Here is a 20,855-nt window from a genome sequence, read left to right on the forward strand (position 1 = left end):
CTATTCCGGCCTAATCCCTGAAACCTATTCGCCTATAATCGATCGTGCCGGCGGCATACCGGACGCAGTCCGGAAGGCTGTCCGAAACCGATTTATCCGAAGTTCCATGTGTTTCTCTTTTCTGTGAAGGAGATCAAGAAAATGGCTTTTTCTTCGTATTACCCGCAGCTCGTCTCTCAGCGCCGTGAACTTCATCAGTGGCCGGAACCCGGCTGGACTGAATTCACGACCACTTACTATCTCGTTAAGAAATTGAAGGAGTGGGGGTACGACGTCCTCCTCGGGACGAAAGTCGTGAATCCTGATGCCGTTCTCGGCCGATCCGAAAAAGACGTGGAGGCCGGTCTTCAGACCGCCCGTGATCATCACGTTCCGGAAGAATTTCTGAAGGCCACTGAGGGCTACACAGGAGCTGTCGGCATCTTTGATTCCGGCCGCCCGGGCCCGACGCTTGCTATGCGTTTCGATATCGATTGCATCCCGGTTCAGGAAACCACCGATGCCGCTCATATTCCGACCAAGGAAGGCTTCCGCTCGAAGCATGACGGCTACATGCATGCCTGCGGCCACGACTGCCACATGTCGATCGGGCTCACTGTCGCGAAATTCATCGTTGACCATAAGGACGAACTCTGCGGCCGGATCAAGATTGTTTTCCAGCCGGCAGAAGAAGGCGTCCGCGGCGCGAACGCGGTCGCTGAATCAGGCGTCCTTGACGATGTCGACTACTTCGTCGGAAGCCACATCGGCATGGTTGCGAAGTACGGCGAAGTCGTGATTGATCCCTGGGGCTTCCTCTGCACGACAAAGTTTGATGTCACCTACACCGGTAAGCCTGCTCACGCCGGTATTGAGCCGAACGCCGGCCGGAACGCTCTGGCTGCGGCCTGCTCCGCTACGCTTCAGCTTCTCGGCATCCCCCGTCACGGCTCCGGCATGACCCGCGTGAATGTCGGCATGCTGAACGCCGGCAAGGGTCGGAACGTAATCCCGCCGAACGCTACTATGGTGATGGAAGTGCGCGGTGAAACCGCCGAAATCAATGACTACATGGCGGAACAGGCCATGGCGATCATCAAGGGGAATGCCGTTTCCTACGGTGTCGAATACGACGTCCGGAAGATGGGTGCGGCCTGCGATATGAAGAACGATCCCGACATGATCGAGGCGCTCCGCGATGTGGCAAAGGGAATCCCCGAAATCAAGACAATCACGGAGAAAGCGAACTTCGGCGGTTCTGAAGACGCCTCGCTCCTCGCGCGCCGCGTGAAGGATCATGGCGGCAAAGTCGCGTTCTTTGTGAACGGCGCTGACCGCGAAGCCGGTCACCATCAGTTCAATTTCGACGTGAATGAAGAGGCGCTTGACACCGGCTTCAAGATGTTCGCCGGCATGGTGAAGAAGATCTGCGGCCGGAAGTAACACTTCTGCCGCTGTCATTCAGCGCGGCTTCAGAGTCAAGTCTCTGAAGCCGCGTTTTTTGCGAATAGTTTTTGCGTCTTCCGCAAACTGTGCAAAAATGAATTCCCCTCTTCGGATCCGCTAACCATGCCGAAATACGATGATCTTGGCAGCTGGAAAATCTTTCTTTCGCTCGCGGAGTCCCGGAGTTTCTCAGTCACCGCGGAGGCTTTCGGAGTGGAGCCGTCAACCATCAGCCGGACTCTTGGAACGCTGGAAAATTCGCTCGGCCAGAAACTGGTTGACCGCTCCGCGAGGCCCCTTGAACTGACCCCCAAGGGGCTCTGGGCCGTCAAACGAATCGCGCCGATCATCCGATCTCACGAGAAACTGATTGACGAGATGACGGAGGACAGCACGGGGCTTGAGGGGCAGATCCGGGTTTCCGTTGCTCCTGGCTTTGCGACGCGGTATCTTGTGCCGATGCTCGCCCGCTTTTCCGAACACTATCCGAATATCACGTTTGAAATCCAGGTTGGCATGGGTGCCGCAGATCTGAAGAAACAGAAAACCGATGTCGCGATTATTACCGGCAATCCGGAGGATCCAAAACTTATGACGCTTCCCCGGGGGCGGAATATCTACCTGCCGCTTGCCTCCCCCGCCTACATCAAGGCGCACGGCATGCCGCTTGAACCCGCGGATCTCGCTCACCACACCGTGTTCATCTATTCAGGCCCCGTCCGTGAGCAGACGAGAACTCTGAGAAAAGGGACTCTCGAGGCTCCGGTACCCGCAGGGAAGACGCTTCTCAGCCCGGATATTCTGTCGATCCGTCAGGGGCTGATTGACGGACTTGGCGTATCGCTTGATATGCCTCTCGTTCAATGCTGGGAAGCGATCCGCGATGGAACTCTTGTTTCGATTCTTCCCGGATGGCGCCGCCCGCAGGCGGAATGCTTTGTGGCCCTCTCCCGCTCCAGCTGGCATATCAGACGGTGCCGGATTTTCGCGGAGTGGTTCGCGTCTGAACTGAGGAAACTCTTCCTAAGCTTTGAAGAGGCGGTTGAAGGCATTGTGCCGCTTGAGGGACCGACCGGCACAAAATCTTCGGATTCAACCGGATAGCCGTCCTGAACGTTTCATGTGCAGATTCGTGCGGCTTATCGGCCCAAGCTTTGAATCATTTTGCAGAGTCATCCTGAGCTACGCGTTTCCTTTTCAATCGATACAATTAATCAGTCTTTCTCCTTTTTCATTAAAGGCATTTTTATGGTTTCTCCGATTCGCAAAGTGGTTTTCCCTGTGGCGGGGCTTGGAACCCGTTTTCTCCCGGCAACCCGGGCGGTTCCAAAGGAAATGATCCCCGTGGTTGACAAACCGCTGATTCAATACGCAGTCGAAGAAGCCGCAAAGGCCGGTATCACTGACATGGTTTTTGTGACGGCTGCGGGGAAAGAAGCCATCATGAACCACTTTGACTATTCCTATGAACTCTGGAATGAGCTGCAGTCAAAGGGAAAGAAGGAGCTTCTCGATGTCGTCCGTTCCATCTGCCCGCCTGGCGTTCATTTGATTTTCACCCGCCAATATTCCCCGAAGGGGCTGGGGGACGCGGTCCTCTGCGCGAAGCCCGTTATCGGAGACTCTCCTTTTGCGGTGATTCTTCCTGATGATCTTGTCGACTCCCCGAGCTCCTGCATTGGGGAACTAATCGCCAAGCGGGAAGAGAAAGGCGGCGGAAACGTGGTCGCTGTGCAGAATGTCCCTCGGGACAAGACAAACCTGTACGGTATCGCAAGTGTTAAGGCGGACGCCCCTGAGTCTGTTATCGGTCTGGTCGAGAAACCGAAGCCTGAAGTGGCACCCTCCACGCTCGCTGTTATAGGCCGCTATGTTTTCGAACCGTCCATTTTTGACTATCTGGAGAAAGTCACACCTGGAGCCGGCGGTGAGATCCAGCTGACAGACGCTATGGAGGCCTCGCTCGAAAGTGTCCCTATGACTGCCTGCAGATTTTCCGGACGGCGCTTTGACTGCGGTTCCAAGCAGGGATTTATTACCGCTACGGTTCATTATGCGAAGAAGGCTGGATTCGATACATCAGGAGACGCAGAGTAACTCTCTGCTGATACCTGACTGATCTAATTGAAAAAAGGGAGAACTGAAGTTCTCCCTTTCTAGTATCCGAAACCTGATTGCTGCTACATAAATTTCTTAAGATAGACCTGCAGCTTTTTGCAGTAATGTTCTTTCCTTTTCCCTGAAAGACACTTTGCAAAAACGCAATACTTAATGAGTTTTGGAACTGAAATTTGGCGGATATTCTTTTGCTTATCGGATGGGCCAACTATTTTCAGCATGCTCTGATAATTATGGGTGTCATAGCGCTTGAAAAGACAAGCGTTCAAATTTCTTAATCTCAGGAAAGTATTCCCATAATAAACATCACTCAGAGAAGATGGGATCGCTATCACCGGATAGTATCCATCATTTTGTGCAGCATAAGCCCAGATCCGCTCAATCCCATGCAGCAATGTACCGTCCGGGGCAAGAGGTTCTTCCGGCATCTCGTCATACGTCCAGGGACGCGAGAGTATTGTCCTAGATGCTTCTTTTTTGATCCAGAAAACGGATCCGAAAGGAGCGATCACCAGCCCTTTTTCAACAGGAACATCAATACCAAGCTTCTCCCAAAGTTTTTCAAACGCAGATAAATTCGGCCCGATTTCATCACCCCAAACTCCCGGAACATAGCTCCGGGATTTTTTCATTCTGGAAAAAATTCCTAGTAAATTTAAATAGTTGAGATTGACATTAAGGGTAATTCTTGATATTATAGTCTATAAATATTGATAAAGACTATTATGGCTCGACCAAGAACTCTACCAGACAACCATTTCCGTTTCTCCACCTTCAGAAAAGGAGATTCCACCTATGTTTATGGCTATAGAAATGAGTGGGATCCGGTGAAGAAACAGTCAAGAATTGCCAAAAGGATTTATGTCGGCACGCTCAATGAAGCAACCGGAAGACTTAGACTGGGCAAAAAGTACTTATCCAATCATCCTGAGTATGAAGGCAAGACGCTTTACTTTGAAAATCGTACCCTCGTTGAAAGATCCGAGCAGGATGCTGCAGAAGAAGTTCAACAGCGCGAGCAGTCATGGGCTTCAAACAACCTTTCTTACGCTGCCACCTGGGCCCTTTGGCAGTTCGCCTCCAAGAACCGAATTCTGCAAAACCTGCAGGCGGCGTTCGGAAAACAATTAGGAACCGGCCTTCTGGCTTTGGCCGTCTATCAGCTCTTAGACGGGGGCGCCATGAACGGCTATGAAGACTGGCTTCCCGACAACTGGCTTCCTGTAAGCGCTCCTTTAAGCTCTCAGCGCATCAGCGAACTGCTTGCTCAAGTCGACCATGAGGACATGGTTAATTATTTCCGTTTACGATTTGACCGATCCAAGCAGAATTATCAGAAATGGCTTGAGGAAATAAAACAAAAGGCTCAGAAGCAGGGCTCGGCCATGCCGCCTTCAACTCTGCAAAAGATGTATATGGCGCTGGACTCCACGGCAATAAGTACCTTCTCTATGACAATCGAGGATGCGGCTTACGGGCACGCCAAACAGAATCCTGAACTCAAACAGATAAACCTTACGCTTGCCGTGGATTTCTTGAACGGAGACGTCTGCTATGCCAGAGAAGACGAAGGCTCGATAACCGATAAGTCGGTCTACAAATCCATCCTGGCTCAGATGAAAAGCTACGGCTTTGATCTTGACGAGACAGTCCTGGTGACCGACCGGGGTTACTCTTCCCTAATGAATCTTCAGAATCTTTTTAATACCGATGTCAGCTTCGTCGCCGGCGTTCCTATCGTGGAAAAGGGTTTAAAAGATAAATTTACAAAGTTCCGTGAAGCACTTTGCGACCTCGCTTTTTACAACAGTGAGTATGAAGTTTATTGCCGAACCATAAAAGAAGACTGGAAGCAAAACACAGAGGCCGGCTCAGTAAATCGTGACTGCTTCGTGCATCTGTATCGGTTCCCGGAAATTGCGCTCTCTCAGCAGAAGCAGCTACTAAAGAAAATAGATAAGGTCTTAGATAAAAAACGCGATGGAAAAGTCGTAGATCGAGATGACTGGAACTTCGCTGCCCGCTTCATAACTGAGTGCAAAGAAGAGCAAGACGGCAAGGAAAGGAAAATATGGGAGAAAAACCTCGAGGCTCTCAGACTCTGGGAACGCACTGCCGGCTGCTTTGTTATCCGCAGCGACTGGCTCGAAGATCCGATCGAGGCTCTAAGAATTTACAGGCGCAGGAATATCGTTGAGGTGGCTTTCCGACAGTTTAAAGTCCTTAACGGAGGAGACCGACTGCAGGCAACCCAAACCTCTTACATGGGCAAATTGATGGTACACATAATCGCTCAGTCTCTGAGGATGGCTATAACAGTGCAGGCTAAAAAAAGAGAAACTCAGGAATTAAAACTCCCCGATAACTCGGTGGAAAAGTTACTGGCCGCATTGAAGAGGATCAGAGCGGTGAGGGCACCAACGAGAGCTACATGGGTTGTGGAGCCTCTGACGAAAAAAGCCCAAGACATGCTTGAGCTTTTAAACCTGCCTAAACCTCCCATGACGTTTAAGTCAATATAGAACTATGTCACGGGAGTTCAGGCATCACCTACCACCGTAAATGGACCAAAATTCGGAGGAGGAGAAAAGATCATCCCTAGCGATTGTTCGCGGGAGAGGAGACTGATGCAGTTATTGACGTAATCTTTAGAAAACAAAACTCCGTTCCAGCACAACCGATCGAATGAGTCCCCTACAATCTGCCTTAATTGAGGAGATTTCTTATCCTTAACACAGCAGATATAGTCGTATTGATCAAAAATATCCCGGGCAGCTATGCAATAAGCCGCAAAATCCCGTCCCTTGTTAATCTTGATCCGGTATTCAATATCAAGATCGTAAGTGCTGAATGCTTTTCGGTATGCTTCTAACGTCTCTTTTTTAGTAGAAATCAGGCAGATATGGGTTTTAGATGGAAGATTCAGGATATAGGGAATATATTTATCAACAGAGTCTTCATAGTATGCAAAGAAAATGGCTGCTATTTTCTTTGATTCCAGTAGTTTGTCAATATTTTCGGATCTATCATCTGGGATCGTCTGATTAAAATGAATATTACTGTTCAAGACACTTAGCTGCGTGGTGCCCAGCAGGTCTTCATATATTTCGCTCACAGGATATCCCAGTTTATCCAGTTTTTCCATCACAAGCCGAGGTATTTCTCCGCCTGTAACTTCAGTCCAGACTTCAGGTGATGAGCTGAATAGTTTTCTTTTTACCAAGGGGTATCGGCAGTTAATATAATCGTAAGCCTGATAATACGAAGGATTCATTATTCCTTCAGGTTTATAAACTGTGTCCCAGCTAAAACCAAGAGACTCAAGATAAGCTGTGAATTGAGTCTCATGCCAATAGACTTCTTCCAAAAACTTATCGTAGTAGTGAAGGTTTTTCCAATATTTTTCGAATCCCTCGGATTCGATAACAGGACGCCTCAGAACGATAAAGAAAGACTGGATATGCTCTCGGATATACGAGTCCGGCTTATCAGGCAGAAGCTGGGATTTTTTGATCTCCACCTGACGAGTCAGTCCCCAGAAATCACAGGGATTGCCCTCCATTTTTTGGAAACTTTCTGAGAACGGATACACTGGGCCATAGCAGCTGCAGTTTGTCAGAATCAGCTCATCGAACCGTCAGACCTCACTCCACCCAAGATGATCGAAAGCTGCCTTCCATGCGCCAAAATCAATTCCTCGATTTTCACGCTGCAAAACATCTACGCCAAGACGCTCAAGCGCCTTTTTTCCTTCCGAGGACAAATTTCCATTGGCGATAACAATAATCCTGTCAGCAACCTCCTGAAGTCCCTTCAGATACGTCAGAACATATTTTCTGACAATTCCATTTTTTTCCCAAAAGGTATAAAAGGCTAATCGTTTCATAACAGGCTCTAAGAGGTTTCCAGTTTTCGGACTTGTCGATGACAAATAAAAACTGGATTCACAGACTGGTGAAGAGATTTTACTGCAGATGACTCAGGTCACTAATCTGAAGAAAAAAACTTAATACTGCAAATATTTGATTAATAATATTTTTTTATTTTATTATTCACCAAAATTTAATCGGCTGAATGTTTATCTTTACACTGAATGGATATTAAAAAACCGCCGTTTGACGCGGCGGTTCTCAGATGAATTAAATATCTGATGTCACTCAGGCATCTTCTCTCAGTCTGTTCTCGGCCTCCCGCGACAGTTTCTTCCCAAACTCAACACCCGGCTGATCAAACGGATTGAGACCAAAAAGCGTTCCAAGCATTGTGATCTTATGTTCATACATCGCCATCAGCGCTCCCAGCGTCTTAGGCGTGAGGTCACTGATGCTGATCGTCGTGACACCGTTAAACCACGGCATAGAAGGGTCACGGGTAACAAGGGCTTCCGCCTGAGCTCTGGCATTCGCGATCATGACGCGATGCAGTTCTTCATGGCTATGCCCCGGCTTCTCGCAGGAAATCAGGTCAATGCTCGTTCTTCCGGTCCCTTCACGCAGCCACTGATAGAAAGAATGCTGTGACTCATCACCGTGACCGCCCCAGACAGCCTGTCCCGTATTGCCAACAATCACAGTACCGTCCGCCTGGGTAGTCTTCCCGAGACTCTCCATCTCAAGCTGCTGCTCCCAGGAAACAAAGATTCTCAGTCTCTCGTCATACGGCAGCACACACTGAAGCGTGATATTGAGTCTCGTGGCGTTCCAAAAAGCAATCAGGGCGAGCAGTGCGGAAATGTTTTCGGCCACCGGTGCATCGTAGACATAGCGATCCATCTCATAGGCACCCGACAGGAACTGATCAAAAACATCAGTGCCAAGAGCAATCATATCGGGGATTCCGATACAGCCCCACACAGAAAACCGGCCACCAACCCAATCCCAGAGCGGATATAAGTTTTCCTCCGGAATCCGAAGATCCTTATACGCATCAGGATTAGCGGAGACCGCAATAACGTGGTGATCACGGGAGCTTCCGGTAATTCCAGCAGCCGCAAGCCACTCATCAACGACAGACGCGTTGACCAGTGTCTCCCGGGTGTGGAAACTCTTGCTCGATACAACGACGAGCGTGCGGAAGGGATCAAGACCATAAAGAATCCGGTCCAGCTGGACCCCGTCAACACCTGACAGGAAATGAACCTTGATTGGCTGCGGCAGCCCCATCAGAGCGTGATAGACAGCGCGAGGTCCGACCTCAGAGCCGCCGATACCAATATTGATGACATCTGTGATCGTGTCTCCGCGGCATCCTGTCCATTTGCCGGATCTCACGGATTCCGCGAAAGCATAGGCCCGATCCCGCGCCTCTTTGACCTCATCAAAATGAGGCGACGCCGGATCCTGAGAGCGAAGGGATGTGTGAAGAGCTGCCCGGTTCTCAGACTTGTTCACGATTTCGCCCTGAACCATAGCGTGATGGGCTTCCATCAGGCCAAGACCATTTGCAAAATCAACCAGTCTGGCGAGATCATCCTGCGTCAGTCTCTGGCGGCTGAAGTCCACCCGCAGTCCGCACGCTTCAAAAGCAGTGACTCCGTCCCCGTCACGAAGAAACGGAAGGAGCGGCTGAGCAAATTTTCTTGGGCTATTCATTCTTTTTCTCTGAACAGTTTCATCAATATGAATCACATAACGGCCATTGTACCGGGTTGGCATATGGTTTTCACCTAAATAAGCCTACCTGTCCGATAGAGAAAAAGCTAATTGTTCAGCCTGCTTTATTTCTTCAAATGTATTGCAGTTATCAAAGGCAGAAATATCGGGAAAAACAGCCGTCGCAGCTCCGATTTCCTTGAACCATTGCCGAACCCGATGATTGCCGGCAACGTTGTAGGCCTCAAGCTCAGGAAAGAGGTCTGCCCTGACACAGGCAAACGTGGGCTGAAGCGCCCCATCCGCCTCTGCAATCGCGGCACGGGATCCGGCAGCGTCTGCTGCGGAAATAAGTTTCTCAGCGAGATCAGACGGGAAAAAAGGGCAGTCACAGGGAACGGTGAAAACCCAGGTTTCATTCCGGGACTTCTCAGGGAGCCCTGCGATCGCGGCTTCCAGCCCTGCCAGAGGGCCAGGAAAAGAATCTGTACGGTCCGGTATAAGCTCTGTATCTGGAGGAAGGACCTTCCGGTATTCGTCAAATGACCGATTGGCACTCACCAGAATCCTGTCGATCTGAGGTGAAAGCCGCCGATAGGCGCGAAGTGCCAGCGGCTCTCCCTGAAAAGGAACAAGCCCCTTATCAGCCCCGCCCAGCCGTGTGGCGCGGCCTCCCGCAAGAATCAATCCAATCCGCATCATTTCTTGTGGTGCTTCTTCAGCTTATTTTTGGCTTTCTTAAGTTTGGACTTCTTTTTTCTATTGGCTTTCTTCCGTCTCCAGGCCTTGATCGCCGTTTCCGGAACACCATCCTTCACTTCACCGCCAATCGGATCAGTCCACAGAATCTCAATCGGGGAATTAAGCGCCTTAGCGATGCTTTTCGCCATCCGCTCGAGGCAGTCCCGTTCAATCGGGCTTGGAGAATCGGATTCGACCCGGACAGTCAATCCTTTCTCGCTTCTCTGAAGCGTAACCCCGGTAACCGCCGACCGATGGCTCTTATCCAGACCTACCGCCAGACAAAGGAAAATGCCGGCCTGCGCCGCCTTTTTCCAGTCATCATCTGACAGACGGATGAAAAAGGGATGCGATTTGCCGTAATACTTGCTGCTATAGATGATCGCCGCGAGGAGGTGCGTTTCACGCTGCGTAAAGCCGAGGAGATCGGAATCCGCGACGATATAGGCGCTGTGCTGACGCTGCCTGAGATAGGAAATGGAGATGCCGGTTTCCTGAAGCCAGGAAGCGTATCCCAGCAGCGCCTCCCACTCTTTAGGCAGATCAGTGAGCCCCAGCTCCCGCGCCTGTGAGAACAGACTGCGGGACAAGAAGGACACCTGTTTGGCGTGGCGCACGTCAATCTGGAAAGTCTTGGCAAGGCTCTTCACAGCGTGGCCTCGCTGCTTCGACTCCACCGCCCGCCCGGGAATCAGGCCCTCCGTCTCGAGGTACTGGATGAGAACCCCGTCACGGAGTCCGCGATCCGTAATCGAAATCTGATTGAAACCGAGTTCTTCCATCGCTGTGAGGAAGATCGCGGCTCCCGGAATAATGACGCCGACACGCTTCTGATTCATGCCGGGAAGCGCTGCGCGCTCGGCAGCTGTCGAGCTGCAGATCTTATCAACAACAGCCCGGACTTCATCAATCGTGATAACCGTGATATCGGACGACACTGAGGTCTGCTCCGCGGTACGCATAGATAAGGCGAGACTCGCGATCGCGCCGGCCGTTCCGGAGCTCGCGATCAGCTCACGGGGCTTCTTTGCCAGAAGCCGCTTAAACGGCATTACAGACTTATCGCGGACATAGTCCTGGACCTCACGGAACTTCGCCTTCGGCACGGCATCGGGAAAATCTTTGAAAAAGAGATCCGCGAGCCGCACACAGCCAACACGAAGTGACTCAGCCGCGAGCAGCTCCCCTTCCCGCGACACGGAGAACTCCGTACTGCCGCCTCCGATATCCATATAAGCACGCGGATAGTCGGCTCTGGGAAGGGACGCCTCAACGCCCTTCGTGATCAGACGGGCCTCTTCCGGCCCTGAAATCACGCTGAAATCGATTCCGGTCTCAGCCTTGACCCGCTCAGTGAATTCCTTTCCGTTTTCCGCCTCGCGGACAGAAGCCGTAGCGACCGCCACCACCTTGCTCACGCCGTAGGAGCGGCACGTTCTCGCAAAGGTTTTCAGTACCGAAACCGTGCGCTCAATCGCCTGCGGCTGCAGCGCCTGATTTTCGAACGCCCCTTCGCCAAGCCGAACCATCGACTTGACGCAGTTCAGAACCTGAATCCTCCCATCTCCGCCGACCTGACTCACCAGAAGCCTGAGCGAGTTGCTTCCCAGGTCAATCACCGCAACACGCCGGGCCCCCTCAGGAAGAGGCACCTGTGAATCTTGTTCGGACGCATCAGCCGCGTCCGGCAACTCCAGATAGGAGGATGGTTTCATACTGTTTTCCCTTTGTTCAGGACCCGTACTTTTCGCTCATCAGCGCCTGGGCATCAACGAGAGGCTTGCCTTCAGCCGGAAGGATGCGTACATACTCATCCCCCTCAAGCTTCCAGGTACGGGCGTTATCCGCAAGCTGAAGCTTCAGCACTTCGTTCGCGATACGCTCCTTCAGGGCTTCATCGAGCACCGGTGTCACCACTTCGATACGGCGATCGAGGTTGCGGCCCATGAGGTCAGCCGATCCCATGTAGCATAAGCTCTTCTCAGTATCTTCAAGAGGTCCGAACCAGTACACGCGGGCATGCTCAAGGAACTTGCCGAGAATCGCGCGCACGGTAATGTTGTCAGAAATCCCCTTGATGCCGGTCTTAAGGCAGCAGATGCCGCGCACGAGGCAGTCCACCTTGACACCCGCGATCGAGGCTTCATAAAGCAGCCGGATCATATCGGGGTCAACAAGCTGATTGCACTTCAGCACAATACGGCCATTCCCCTCACGCTTATGGCGTTCAATCTCAGCGCGGATAGCGCGCTCGATTCCGCTTCGCATGCAGGTCGGAGAAACAAAGAGCCGGCGATAGTTATCGCGGACGGCGTATCCGGTCATCACGTTGAAGAGGTCCGTCACATCGGAGCAGATATCCTGCGCAGACGTGAGAAGGCCAAGGTCGGTGTAGTTCTTCGCGGAGCCGGGGTTGTAGTTGCCGGTGCCGATATGAACGTAGGAGCGGATGCCGCTCGCTTCCTTACGGATCACGAGGCAGAGCTTGGCATGCACTTTGAGCCCCACGAAGCCGTAAACCACGTTCACGCCCTGGCGCTCCATTTCTTCCGCCCAGTTGATGTTCCGCTCTTCGTCGAAACGGGCCTTCAGTTCCACCACGGCGGTAACCTGCTTCCCGCGCTGACGCGCTTCCATCAGCGCCTTCACGATCGGGGAGTTATTGCCCACGCGGTAAAGCGTCATCTTGATACCCAGCACTGCGGGGTCCTTGGCCGCCTGCTGCACCAGATCCACGACTGAAGTGAATGTCTGGTAGGGGTGGTAAAGCAGAATGTCGCGCTTCGCGATGTTTTCAAAGAGCTTCTCAACCGGCTGAGTATCCGGGTTGAAGCTCGCGAAATACGGCGTGTCCTTCAGCTTCGGATAATCCAGATCGTTCAGAGCCATGTAACCCGCAAAGGCCATCGGACCCTTGACGCTGTAAACCTGGAAGGGCTTCAGCTTCATCTTCTGAATGATGAATTCCGTGATGTTCGAAGGCATACCGTGCTCGGTTTCAAGGCGAACCACACCGCCCCACTGACGGCGGGTCACGGAGTCACGCACAGCCTCAAGCAGGTCGTCCGCCTCATCCTCTTCAATCTCCACGTCCGTGTTACGGGTGATGCGGAACATGCCCTTGCTCACCACCTGGTAGCCCGGGAAAAGCAACGGGAGGAATTCGCCGATGATTTCTTCTGTCGGCACCACATCGATTCGGCGGTTTCCAAGCGGATCATCCGTCTCCATCTCATCCCCCTCGCTCGTCACAAAGAAGAAACGGGGAATGTTATGCGGCACGCGGAGACGTGCGTAGTGATGCGTGCCGTCGCGGCTCTGCAGTTCGATCAGGAAGTTGATAGAGACATTCGAGATTCTCGGGAAAGGATGCCCCGGATCGATCGCCTGAGGCGTGAGAATCGGATAAATCTCCGTCTGGAACCGCGCGAGAAGCGTTCTCTGGGCATCAGGCGACAGCTGATCATAAGAAGCGACCCGGACGCCTGCCTCGGCAAGGGCGGGCTGCAGTTTCTCGGTCCAGTGAGCAGCCGCTACATCAATAAGCGCCAGCGCCTTTTTGCGAATTTCCGTCAGCTGACGGGCGGGCGTCATCTTGTCAGGGCCGGAAGAACCGGAACCCGTCTTGTACTGCTTAAAGATGTTCGCCACGCGGACCATGAAAAATTCATCAAGATTCGTATAGAAAATCGAGAGGAACTTCACCTGATCGAGCAGAGGGCGGTTCGGCTCAATCGCGGTTTCGAGAACGCGCTTATTGAAGTCGAGCCAGGAAAGCTCACGGTTCGTATAGAGAGCAGGAGAAGTGAGCGAAGTTACCTTGCGCTGGGCACGCTTCGGGCGGGCTGACGCGGCTGTCTTCGCAGCGCGGGATGCGGCGGCCTTGACCGGGCGGGATGTGGCAGCTGCAGCAGGCTTCGCGGCTCGGCGGGTGCGCGGACGGCGTGCTGCCGGCTTGGCACTCTTCTCTGCTGTAACAGGGGACTCAGTAACCTGAGCAGGTGCATTCTGATCGGAAGTTTTCTTGGAAACTGGCATATGACCCTCGCGCTGACTCTCTTCAGCTCAAAAAGCCGTTATGGGAATCTGTCTATTTTTCGGAGCTTCTTATAGGCTAAAAGAAGCCGTAAAGATAACCTTAGCACCAGAAAGTGACAAATGCATTACAACCCGCAAAGTTGCGGGGATAGGCTCTTTCAGGAGGGGGTAAAAACCGATCGGAAAGCGATTGATAAATCAGAGGAAACAGGCGGAGGAAGAAACGGGAAAGAAATTTTCCGGATTCCAGAACGGAAAAAGGCCAGCTATCATTAGCCGGCCTCTCATCGTCACATCAGGAATTCTGGAGCGGGAGACGAGTCTCGAACTCGCGACCTCAACCTTGGCAAGGTTGCGCTCTACCAACTGAGCTACTCCCGCAGAACGAGGATATATTTTACACAGTCTTATACAAAAAGCAAATGCCGTCACAAAAATACGGTATAAACTATTCTATTCAGTCTGTATTGGCCTTCCTGCTGAGGCGGCCTGTCAGACTACAATAGGCGCACCACTCACTCAGTTTTACAAAGCAGGCTCGACACTATGAATTCCAGGCTTCTCTGCACCGTTTCCACCGCCCTGATCGCGCTTTTTTCTGCCGCCGCCGGGGCAGCGGTTCCTGATCATTCAGCAGCCTTCTGCCCCGCGAAGGGCAAGATCTCAATCGTCGACTTTGAAGCCAGCTGGTGCACACCCTGCAAGATGATGAAACCTGCCTGGAAAGCCGTCGAAAAAGAGTACAAGGGGAAAATTTCCTTCGTCCATATTGATATCGATGAGCATCCGGATATCTCGAAGGCCATGCAGATCAGCGCTGTGCCGACCCAGATCCTTTTTGACCGGCAGTGCAAATTTATTGACGCTCATTCGGGCTATCTGTCCGAATCTGACCTCCGCGCCACATTTAATAATGTTCTTAAGAAGTACTGAGTGGTATCCTTTCAATAAGGTCTGGTAATCTGTAGAATAAATCGTTACTAGCAATCTGTAACGAACGGATAACCTTTTATACCTTTTCTTAGCAGTCAGCCATCAATCGGCGCCGCTAGAATGAAAGAAATAAAGCAGGGATCCGGCCCTGACGCTGCAGATCCCGCTGCGGAGCTTTGCTTTGTGAGGTCTCCGCCTGTTCACACAGAAGGAATACATATGAATCTCAGATTTCTTGCCCTTCCGGCTGCGCTCGCTGCCGTTCTTGCCCTCTCCGGCTGCGCTAACGACAACGCGCGCTACCGCGCGGATGTCTACGGTCCGGGTTCCCTTAACCAGGCTCAGGCTGTGAAAACCGTTGAAATTCTGTCGGTTCAGACGACCCGCATCGCGCTCCCGAATGAAACCAAGAACTCTGCGGCCCAGCTCGCCGGTACCGTTGCCGGCGCCGCAGCCGGCATGATTCTTGGCAATCAGTTCGGCCATGGCCCGGGCTCCCGTCAGGATGCCCGCATCTTCGGCGGTATCGCGGGCGGCATTCTCGGTAACCGCGCCTCCAACCTCGCGGCCGGCGAAACCGATTACCAGCAGGGTGTACAGATCACCTTCCGGGACGGGAATCAGATGTTTACCTCGGTTCAGGTCGGCAATCCCTGTGAGTATCAGCTCGGAACCGCTGTGATGATTCAGGAAACTGCCCGCGGCTCCCGTATTCAGCCGAACAATCCGGGCGGCTGCGGATCCGCGACAACGTCTGTCGCTCACTAAGCCAGAGGCTTGGTTTTCCTGGGCGTCTCACACGTGGGACGCCGTTTCACCTTTTAAGTGAACTTCCGGGCTTCTGAAGGATAAAAGCATGAAAGAATCTCTGGTTCTCGCGATCTTTACAGTTGGTCTTGCCGCAAGCAGCGCGGCATCGGCTGCCGGCGCGGTTCCCCCGGACTACGTTCCGCCGTCCGCTTCTTCTGCCGGTGTTCCTCCTGACTACAATCCGAACACGGCAACGACTGTGACCGCTCCCCGCGGATTCACTCCGCCCACTGCCGTGAGCCAAGTTCCTCCGGACACGCAGAATTCTCAGACCGCCACGGTTACGGACGGTCGGGTTACGACAACAACGACCTATCCGCCGACCCCGATTATCAAGACAGAATCCGGCGTGCTGAACAGCCTGAAGCCCCGCGCGCCCCAGCTGCCGCTTTCCGAGCAGATTGATCTCATTCGCCGGAATCAGGCCGATATCGCGGAAAGGCGGGCGGCAGACGCAGCCCCGCGGCTCAGGGTCAGACAGCTTCCGATTATTACTACGGGCGTTAGAACAGTTTTTTTCGTTTTATCCGTTCTTGACGCAGTGCGTCAGAAACACAGAAGCTCCGGAATACCTGATTCCGGAGCTTCTTTTTTACTTCAGGCACAGATATTTACCAGCTCATAATCTGGCCATCCGTCCGTTTCTCAGTGCCGCCCACCAGGACTCCTGTCCGGCTGTCCCTCAGAATGGCCTGTCCGCGTCCCATCAGCACCTTATCTGCTATCAGAGTGACATCGTGTCCTCGTCTCTGGAGCTGCCGCACGATATGGTTCGGCGTATCCTGCTCAACCTGAACCTTCTTCCCGCCGACCCACTGCCAGCGCGGAGCGTCGAGCGCCTGCTGCGGGTTCAGCCCCCAGTCAACCATATTCATGACGAACTGCACGTGAGCCTGAGGCTGCATATAGCCGCCCATAATGCCGAAGGGACCCAGGGCTTCACCGTTCTGAGTGAGGAAACCCGGAATAATGGTGTGATACGGACGCTTCATGCCGGCAAGCCCATTCGGGTGCTCGGGATCAAACCGGAAATTAAAACCGCGGTCATTAAACGAAATCCCGGTTGACGGGTCGACAATTCCGGATCCAAATCCATAGAAATTGCTCTGAATCATCGAGACCATGTTTCCCTCGCCGTCCGCCGCGCAGAAGTAGACGGTCGAGTTGTACCGGGGATCGCCCACCTGAGGATCTATCGCTTCTTCACCAATCAGGGCCCGGCGGTCCGCCGCATAGCGTTCCGAGAGCAGCTGTTCAGGCGTTACCCGCATGAAGGAGGGTTCCGCCACATATTCCTTCGTATCGGTAAAGGCGAGTTTCAGAGCCTCAATCTGGCGGTGGATCGTCGCCGGATCCTCACGGTCACCAAGCTCCATGCCCTTCAGAATCTGAAGCGCCATAAGAACCGTAATGCCGTGTCCGTTCGGCGGCAGTTCCCAGACATCCACCCCGCGGTAGTTGACCGAGATCGGATTTACCCATTCCGGAGAGTAAGCGGCGAGGTCTTCGCCCGTGAGGAAACCGTTATGAGCCTTCATAAAGGCATCCGTCCGCTCCGCGATCTCACCCGTATAGAAAGAGCGGCCGTTCGTCTTCGCGATGCTCCGGATGGTGTCCGCCATGGCCTGGCTGCGGAAGATTTCTCCCGCGCGAAGCGGGTGACCCTGAGGAGCAAAAGTCTTCATCCAGCCCTCAAACTCAGGGCGATCCTTCGCGAGCGGCGCAAAGCGCTTAAAGGCGTCATCCCAGAGGCGGCTGATGTTAGGCGACACCGGATAGCCGTTTTCAGCGTAGTGCGCGGCCGGCTCCGCCACGGTTTCAAGATCGAGAGCGCCGAATTTTTCATGCAGCGCGCACCACGTTGCGACCGCTCCCGGCACATCAATCGGTTCTACTCCCAGCATCGGGATCTTATCGAAACCGCGCGCTTTAAGAGCGTCAATCGACGCCGCTCTGGGAGCCGGGCCTGACCCGTTGATCCCATACATCTTTCCCTTGTACCAGACAATCGCGAAACATTCGCACCCGAGGCCGTTACCGGATGGCTCCACCACGGGCTGCGACAGCGCCATCGCGACCGCAGCATCAATCGCGTTGCCTCCCTTCAGGAGTGTCTGCAGACCGGCAGATGCCGCGCTCGGGTTCCCGGCGCAGCACATGCCGTTTTTGGCATAGACCACATTGCGGGTCGACGCGTACGGATAATGAAGCGGATCAAATTCAATCATTTCTTTGCCCCTCAAAAGTTAATCGCTGAGACCGGCCGTGAAAAAACGGCGGCGGACAGGCGCATCCGTTATTTTTGCGCCTTCCGTACGCCGTTGCGTTATTCATTCAGGACGGAAGCCTTTTATCCGACGAAAGGAACGAGAATACCGGCAATCAGAACCGAGACTGACGACACAGTCGCAAAGCCAGCCACCAGGTACTTCGGGAGAATCGCGTCAAGAATCACCTCGCGTTCAGTTTCCGTCTCACCGACCGCTTTGGCGACTTCGTTTGCGATCAGATAAGTCGCCGGGAAGCCAAGCAGCTGGCAGACAGAAACCGCGAGCGCCATATTCTTCGACCCCAGAATCTTCCAGAACGGAAGAAGCCAGAAAGCGAGATACAGCACGACAAAGACGGCCGCGAAAATGATGAGTGTATTGACGCCAAGCCCCAGGAGCTGCGAAGGCTTGATCGTCGCGAGACTTGGAATAATCGTCGCGAAGCAGGCCACATTGAAAATACCAAGCGACTTCGCGTGAAGCAGGATGTTCTTCGGCACAAGACCCAGAGAAGTCACGACAACACCGAGGAGCAAAGCCCAGATCGGAGCGGAGATGTGAGTCATCTTGCCGATCACAAAGGAGAGCCAAGCGAAGAGCGCCGTAATCGCGAGAGACACAAAAACACCGTAGTACTTCTTATTGCGCTCGAAGAAGTTGGGATTCGAGAGCGTCCCGTCCTCCTTCTTCGGCGCTTCTTTCTTGTACTTATTCACGCCGGTCTTACGGAAATCCGCAACCACTGATTCCGCTTCCTTGATACCGAAGTGGGAGGCAAAGGGCGTGCCAAAGAATTTCTGCACGGCGTACACGATCGTACCGAGGGCCGCGGCCAGAGCGAAGCCATGCTCAAGAGCTGCGGTCGTCATGATCTGGGTCGCCACAATGCCGCCATTCACGATCGGGATCGTGACCAGCGCTTCATTCTTGCCGATCACCGGGATTAGAGCGAACCCGGTCACGACAACGAGCGCCATCGCGATAAAGGAAACGGCGAGCGTCCGCCACTCATCAATCAGCTCACGGAGATTGATGGTGGTGCCAAGCGAAAACACAATGAAGAGAATGGCCCACTTGCCGAAATCCGCCAGACCCGCCTGCTTGATGATGTCAGGCGGAATGATCCCCGTAATAAAGGCAATCAGGAAAAGAAGCAGGCTCACGAAAACGGAGGAAACCTTCGCCTTGGTAAGCACTGAGAGAAAATCTCCGATACCGAAGAAGAGCAGGCATATAAAGAGATAGAAGAACATATTGTTGAACATGACAGCCTCTTATTACAGGGTTCGGGACCCTTTTTTCGTAGACGCGTGGAGGTTGGGTTCCATTTGTCCGGGGGATCGTTATAAAGATGTCCTTCAAATATCTTACGTATTCCAAAAAAGAAACCCGGAGCGAAGTTACTCAGTTATCCCTAGGCGACACGGTACTAGATCATGTTTTCTGTAGTCTCTGATTGTTTTTTCTGTTCCCGATTTCCCCCGTTCCCAAAACTAGGTACGGCTGAACTGCGGTATTCTTCTCCTTTCGGATGACCAAACAACCTTGGATCAAGAAGGCAAAATAATTCCATGTCCAAACGCTTGACTGAAAACAAACCGGCTGACACTCCTGTTACCGCGGCCCGTCCTGTCAAAAACACTGACACCCTGCCCCGCCGCATCGCCTCCTGGCTCGGACTGCTGCTTCTTATCGCCTTCCCCGGGGTCACGTATTTCATAGAGCCTCGGTTCGGCGTTGCGGCGTCCGCCTGTCTTCTGATCCTCGCGACTCTGCTTCGGATTCTCTATAAGCCGAACGCTCTTACCGGGATCATGGCAATGGTCACGGCGATTCTTGGAATTCTTGTCGCGCTTTCGCAGAGCCTTCTGATGCTGAAGTTCTGGCCGGTTCTCGCGGTGATTCTCGTGATCTTCGCGCTCTTCATCGGACTCGGCAAGGATGACGGCATGGTCGCCAAAGCGGTCGCGGGTCCTGAAGGCGCGAAGACGGATCCTCAGCGGGTCTACGCCCGGAGCCTCTCCTACGTCTGGATCGTGCTCTTTGTGCTGCTCGGCGCGGTTGCCGCGCTGACCTGCTTCTGGGGCAATCTCAAGTCCTGGGCTTTCTGGAATGGCGGTGTCGCCTGGTTTGTGATCCTGATTTTCTATGGCACGGAGCGAGCCGCCCGCGGCTTTATTCTTCGGGATCTCGAACGCCAGGCGGAAAAGAACCGTGCGACGCTGCAGCAGATGCAGCAGAAGAAATAAAACGCTTCAGCTCTGGCGGCCGGACGCCGCCAGAGTTTCTAGCACCTCAGGCTCCGGTCGCCATTGTGTGACCGGGGCCTTTCTTGAAAGCGCGGTCACCCGCATCCAGCCGTCCGTGAGGTCGGTTCTGACCACCATGCCCCGGATCCGCGGCTCGTGATCTTCCCAGTAAAACGCTCTCGGGCAGTCCGCCTTGACGGCGCACTCATAGGCCCCCCAGGCCCTGAAAAAAACGGTCCCGATATCAGGCTCCGCTTTGACACGCGCCGCTGTTTCGTGATTAAAGGCTACGTCCGCGTAGCGAAGGAGAGGACGCGAGAGGTCTATCTTCTCGAGATCCGCCGCACAGATTTCGGAGTCAATGAGACACGCCACGCGGCTCCCGCTATGCGTGATCGATGTCCGAAGCACACCGCCCGGAAGCACGATCCGGGGAGCGCGGGGCGGATCCTCAACAATCTGAATCGCGTGACGCGGAATATCGGGGTACAGCTTCTCAGCGAGCAGCCGGATCAGAACCCGGGCCCAGATATGCTGGTTACGGCGGAGAGTCTTCGTGAAACGCGCGGCCCGCGCGAGCTGCTCATCCGAAAGAAGCCCGAGACACTCAGGTGTCACAGGCCTCTCGGTGATCTCAATCTCCGCGTAAACGGGAAGTGTTAGACGGCTTTCCATCTGCC

At 53.3% G+C, this 20,855-nt stretch carries 16 protein-coding genes, 1 tRNA gene and 1 pseudogene; 8 read left to right on the plus strand and 10 right to left on the minus strand.

Features of this window, described 5'->3' with window-relative positions; translation table 11 throughout:
• Nucleotides 1-141: 141 nt before the first annotated feature.
• The 3 genes from BN1936_RS08635 to galU all read left to right on the plus strand — a co-directional run bounded on the left by BN1936_RS08635 (nucleotide 142) and on the right by galU (nucleotide 3,522).
• The gene (locus BN1936_RS08635; RefSeq protein ID WP_049687464.1) at nucleotides 142-1,422 is read left to right on the plus strand and encodes an amidohydrolase; all 1,281 of its coding nucleotides are present in this window, start codon (nucleotides 142-144) and stop codon (nucleotides 1,420-1,422) included.
• Between the two features lie 126 nt (nucleotides 1,423-1,548).
• Nucleotides 1,549-2,529: a LysR family transcriptional regulator gene (locus BN1936_RS08640; protein ID WP_049687181.1), complete on the plus strand. Its 981-nt coding sequence runs from the start codon at nucleotides 1,549-1,551 to the stop codon at nucleotides 2,527-2,529.
• 144 nt (nucleotides 2,530-2,673) lie between these two features.
• Nucleotides 2,674-3,522 carry a UTP--glucose-1-phosphate uridylyltransferase GalU gene (gene galU / locus BN1936_RS08645; protein ID WP_022443270.1) on the plus strand — a complete coding sequence of 283 codons (849 nt, stop codon included), beginning with the start codon at nucleotides 2,674-2,676 and terminating at the stop codon, nucleotides 3,520-3,522.
• An 83-nt stretch (nucleotides 3,523-3,605) separates the two neighbouring features.
• Here galU and BN1936_RS08650 read toward each other — a convergent pair whose 3' ends face one another.
• Nucleotides 3,606-4,175 carry a rhamnan synthesis F family protein gene (locus tag BN1936_RS08650; RefSeq protein WP_049687182.1) on the minus strand — a complete coding sequence of 190 codons (570 nt, stop codon included), beginning with the start codon at nucleotides 4,173-4,175 and terminating at the stop codon, nucleotides 3,606-3,608.
• 93 nt (nucleotides 4,176-4,268) lie between these two features.
• On the opposite strand from BN1936_RS08650, the gene BN1936_RS08655 reads away from it, so the two are divergent.
• Nucleotides 4,269-6,065 carry an IS1634 family transposase gene (locus BN1936_RS08655; RefSeq protein WP_148521168.1) on the plus strand — a complete coding sequence of 599 codons (1,797 nt, stop codon included), beginning with the start codon at nucleotides 4,269-4,271 and terminating at the stop codon, nucleotides 6,063-6,065.
• A 17-nt stretch (nucleotides 6,066-6,082) separates the two neighbouring features.
• Here the strand turns inward: BN1936_RS08655 and BN1936_RS11355 are convergent.
• The 6 genes and pseudogenes from BN1936_RS11355 to BN1936_RS08695 form a co-directional block, all read right to left on the minus strand.
• A pseudogene (locus BN1936_RS11355) lies at nucleotides 6,083-7,429 on the minus strand (rhamnan synthesis F family protein).
• A gap of 271 nt (nucleotides 7,430-7,700) precedes the next feature.
• Nucleotides 7,701-9,134: a glucose-6-phosphate isomerase gene (locus BN1936_RS08675; RefSeq protein WP_049687465.1), complete on the minus strand. Its 1,434-nt coding sequence runs from the start codon at nucleotides 9,132-9,134 to the stop codon at nucleotides 7,701-7,703.
• Nucleotides 9,135-9,218: 84 nt separating this feature from the next.
• Nucleotides 9,219-9,836: a molybdenum cofactor guanylyltransferase MobA gene (mobA, locus tag BN1936_RS08680; protein WP_049687185.1), complete on the minus strand. Its 618-nt coding sequence runs from the start codon at nucleotides 9,834-9,836 to the stop codon at nucleotides 9,219-9,221.
• Complete coding sequence (locus BN1936_RS08685) at nucleotides 9,833-11,590, minus strand: Ppx/GppA phosphatase family protein (RefSeq protein ID WP_082164546.1); 1,758 nt, start codon at nucleotides 11,588-11,590, stop codon at nucleotides 9,833-9,835. The genes mobA and BN1936_RS08685 overlap by 4 nt, the downstream gene beginning before the upstream one ends.
• 16 nt (nucleotides 11,591-11,606) lie before the next feature.
• Nucleotides 11,607-13,913, minus strand: coding sequence for a polyphosphate kinase 1 (gene ppk1, locus BN1936_RS08690; RefSeq protein WP_049687187.1), 2,307 nt, complete (start codon nucleotides 13,911-13,913; stop codon nucleotides 11,607-11,609).
• Between the two features lie 305 nt (nucleotides 13,914-14,218).
• Nucleotides 14,219-14,294: transfer RNA gene (locus BN1936_RS08695), tRNA-Gly, on the minus strand.
• Between the two features lie 165 nt (nucleotides 14,295-14,459).
• On the opposite strand from BN1936_RS08695, the gene BN1936_RS08700 reads away from it, so the two are divergent.
• The 3 genes from BN1936_RS08700 to BN1936_RS08710 all read left to right on the plus strand — a co-directional run bounded on the left by BN1936_RS08700 (nucleotide 14,460) and on the right by BN1936_RS08710 (nucleotide 16,281).
• Nucleotides 14,460-14,846, plus strand: coding sequence for a thioredoxin family protein (locus BN1936_RS08700; RefSeq protein WP_022443335.1), 387 nt, complete (start codon nucleotides 14,460-14,462; stop codon nucleotides 14,844-14,846).
• Between the two features lie 219 nt (nucleotides 14,847-15,065).
• Complete coding sequence (locus BN1936_RS08705) at nucleotides 15,066-15,614, plus strand: glycine zipper 2TM domain-containing protein (RefSeq protein ID WP_022443334.1); 549 nt, start codon at nucleotides 15,066-15,068, stop codon at nucleotides 15,612-15,614.
• Nucleotides 15,615-15,702: 88 nt separating this feature from the next.
• The gene (locus BN1936_RS08710; protein ID WP_022443333.1) at nucleotides 15,703-16,281 is read left to right on the plus strand and encodes a hypothetical protein; all 579 of its coding nucleotides are present in this window, start codon (nucleotides 15,703-15,705) and stop codon (nucleotides 16,279-16,281) included.
• On the opposite strand, the gene BN1936_RS08715 is transcribed toward BN1936_RS08710, so the two are convergent.
• On the minus strand, nucleotides 16,268-17,884 hold the full coding sequence (locus tag BN1936_RS08715; RefSeq protein WP_022443332.1) for a gamma-glutamyltransferase family protein: 1,617 nt from the start codon (nucleotides 17,882-17,884) through the stop codon (nucleotides 16,268-16,270). The two genes, BN1936_RS08710 and BN1936_RS08715, sit on opposite strands and share 14 nt — an antisense overlap.
• A 122-nt stretch (nucleotides 17,885-18,006) precedes the next feature.
• On the minus strand, nucleotides 18,007-19,191 hold the full coding sequence (locus BN1936_RS08720) for a hypothetical protein (RefSeq protein ID WP_022443331.1): 1,185 nt from the start codon (nucleotides 19,189-19,191) through the stop codon (nucleotides 18,007-18,009).
• Nucleotides 19,192-19,497: 306 nt separating this feature from the next.
• On the opposite strand from BN1936_RS08720, the gene BN1936_RS08725 reads away from it, so the two are divergent.
• Nucleotides 19,498-20,175 (plus strand): COG4648 family protein, encoded by a 678-nt coding sequence (locus tag BN1936_RS08725; RefSeq protein WP_022443330.1) that lies wholly within the window; start codon nucleotides 19,498-19,500, stop codon nucleotides 20,173-20,175.
• Between the two features lie 6 nt (nucleotides 20,176-20,181).
• Here BN1936_RS08725 and BN1936_RS08730 read toward each other — a convergent pair whose 3' ends face one another.
• Complete coding sequence (locus BN1936_RS08730) at nucleotides 20,182-20,850, minus strand: 4'-phosphopantetheinyl transferase family protein (protein WP_049687188.1); 669 nt, start codon at nucleotides 20,848-20,850, stop codon at nucleotides 20,182-20,184.
• Nucleotides 20,851-20,855 lie beyond the last annotated feature (5 nt).

It is taken from the genome of Dakarella massiliensis (genome assembly GCF_001182045.1).
GTDB lineage: Bacteria > Pseudomonadota > Gammaproteobacteria > Burkholderiales > Burkholderiaceae_F > Mesosutterella > Mesosutterella massiliensis.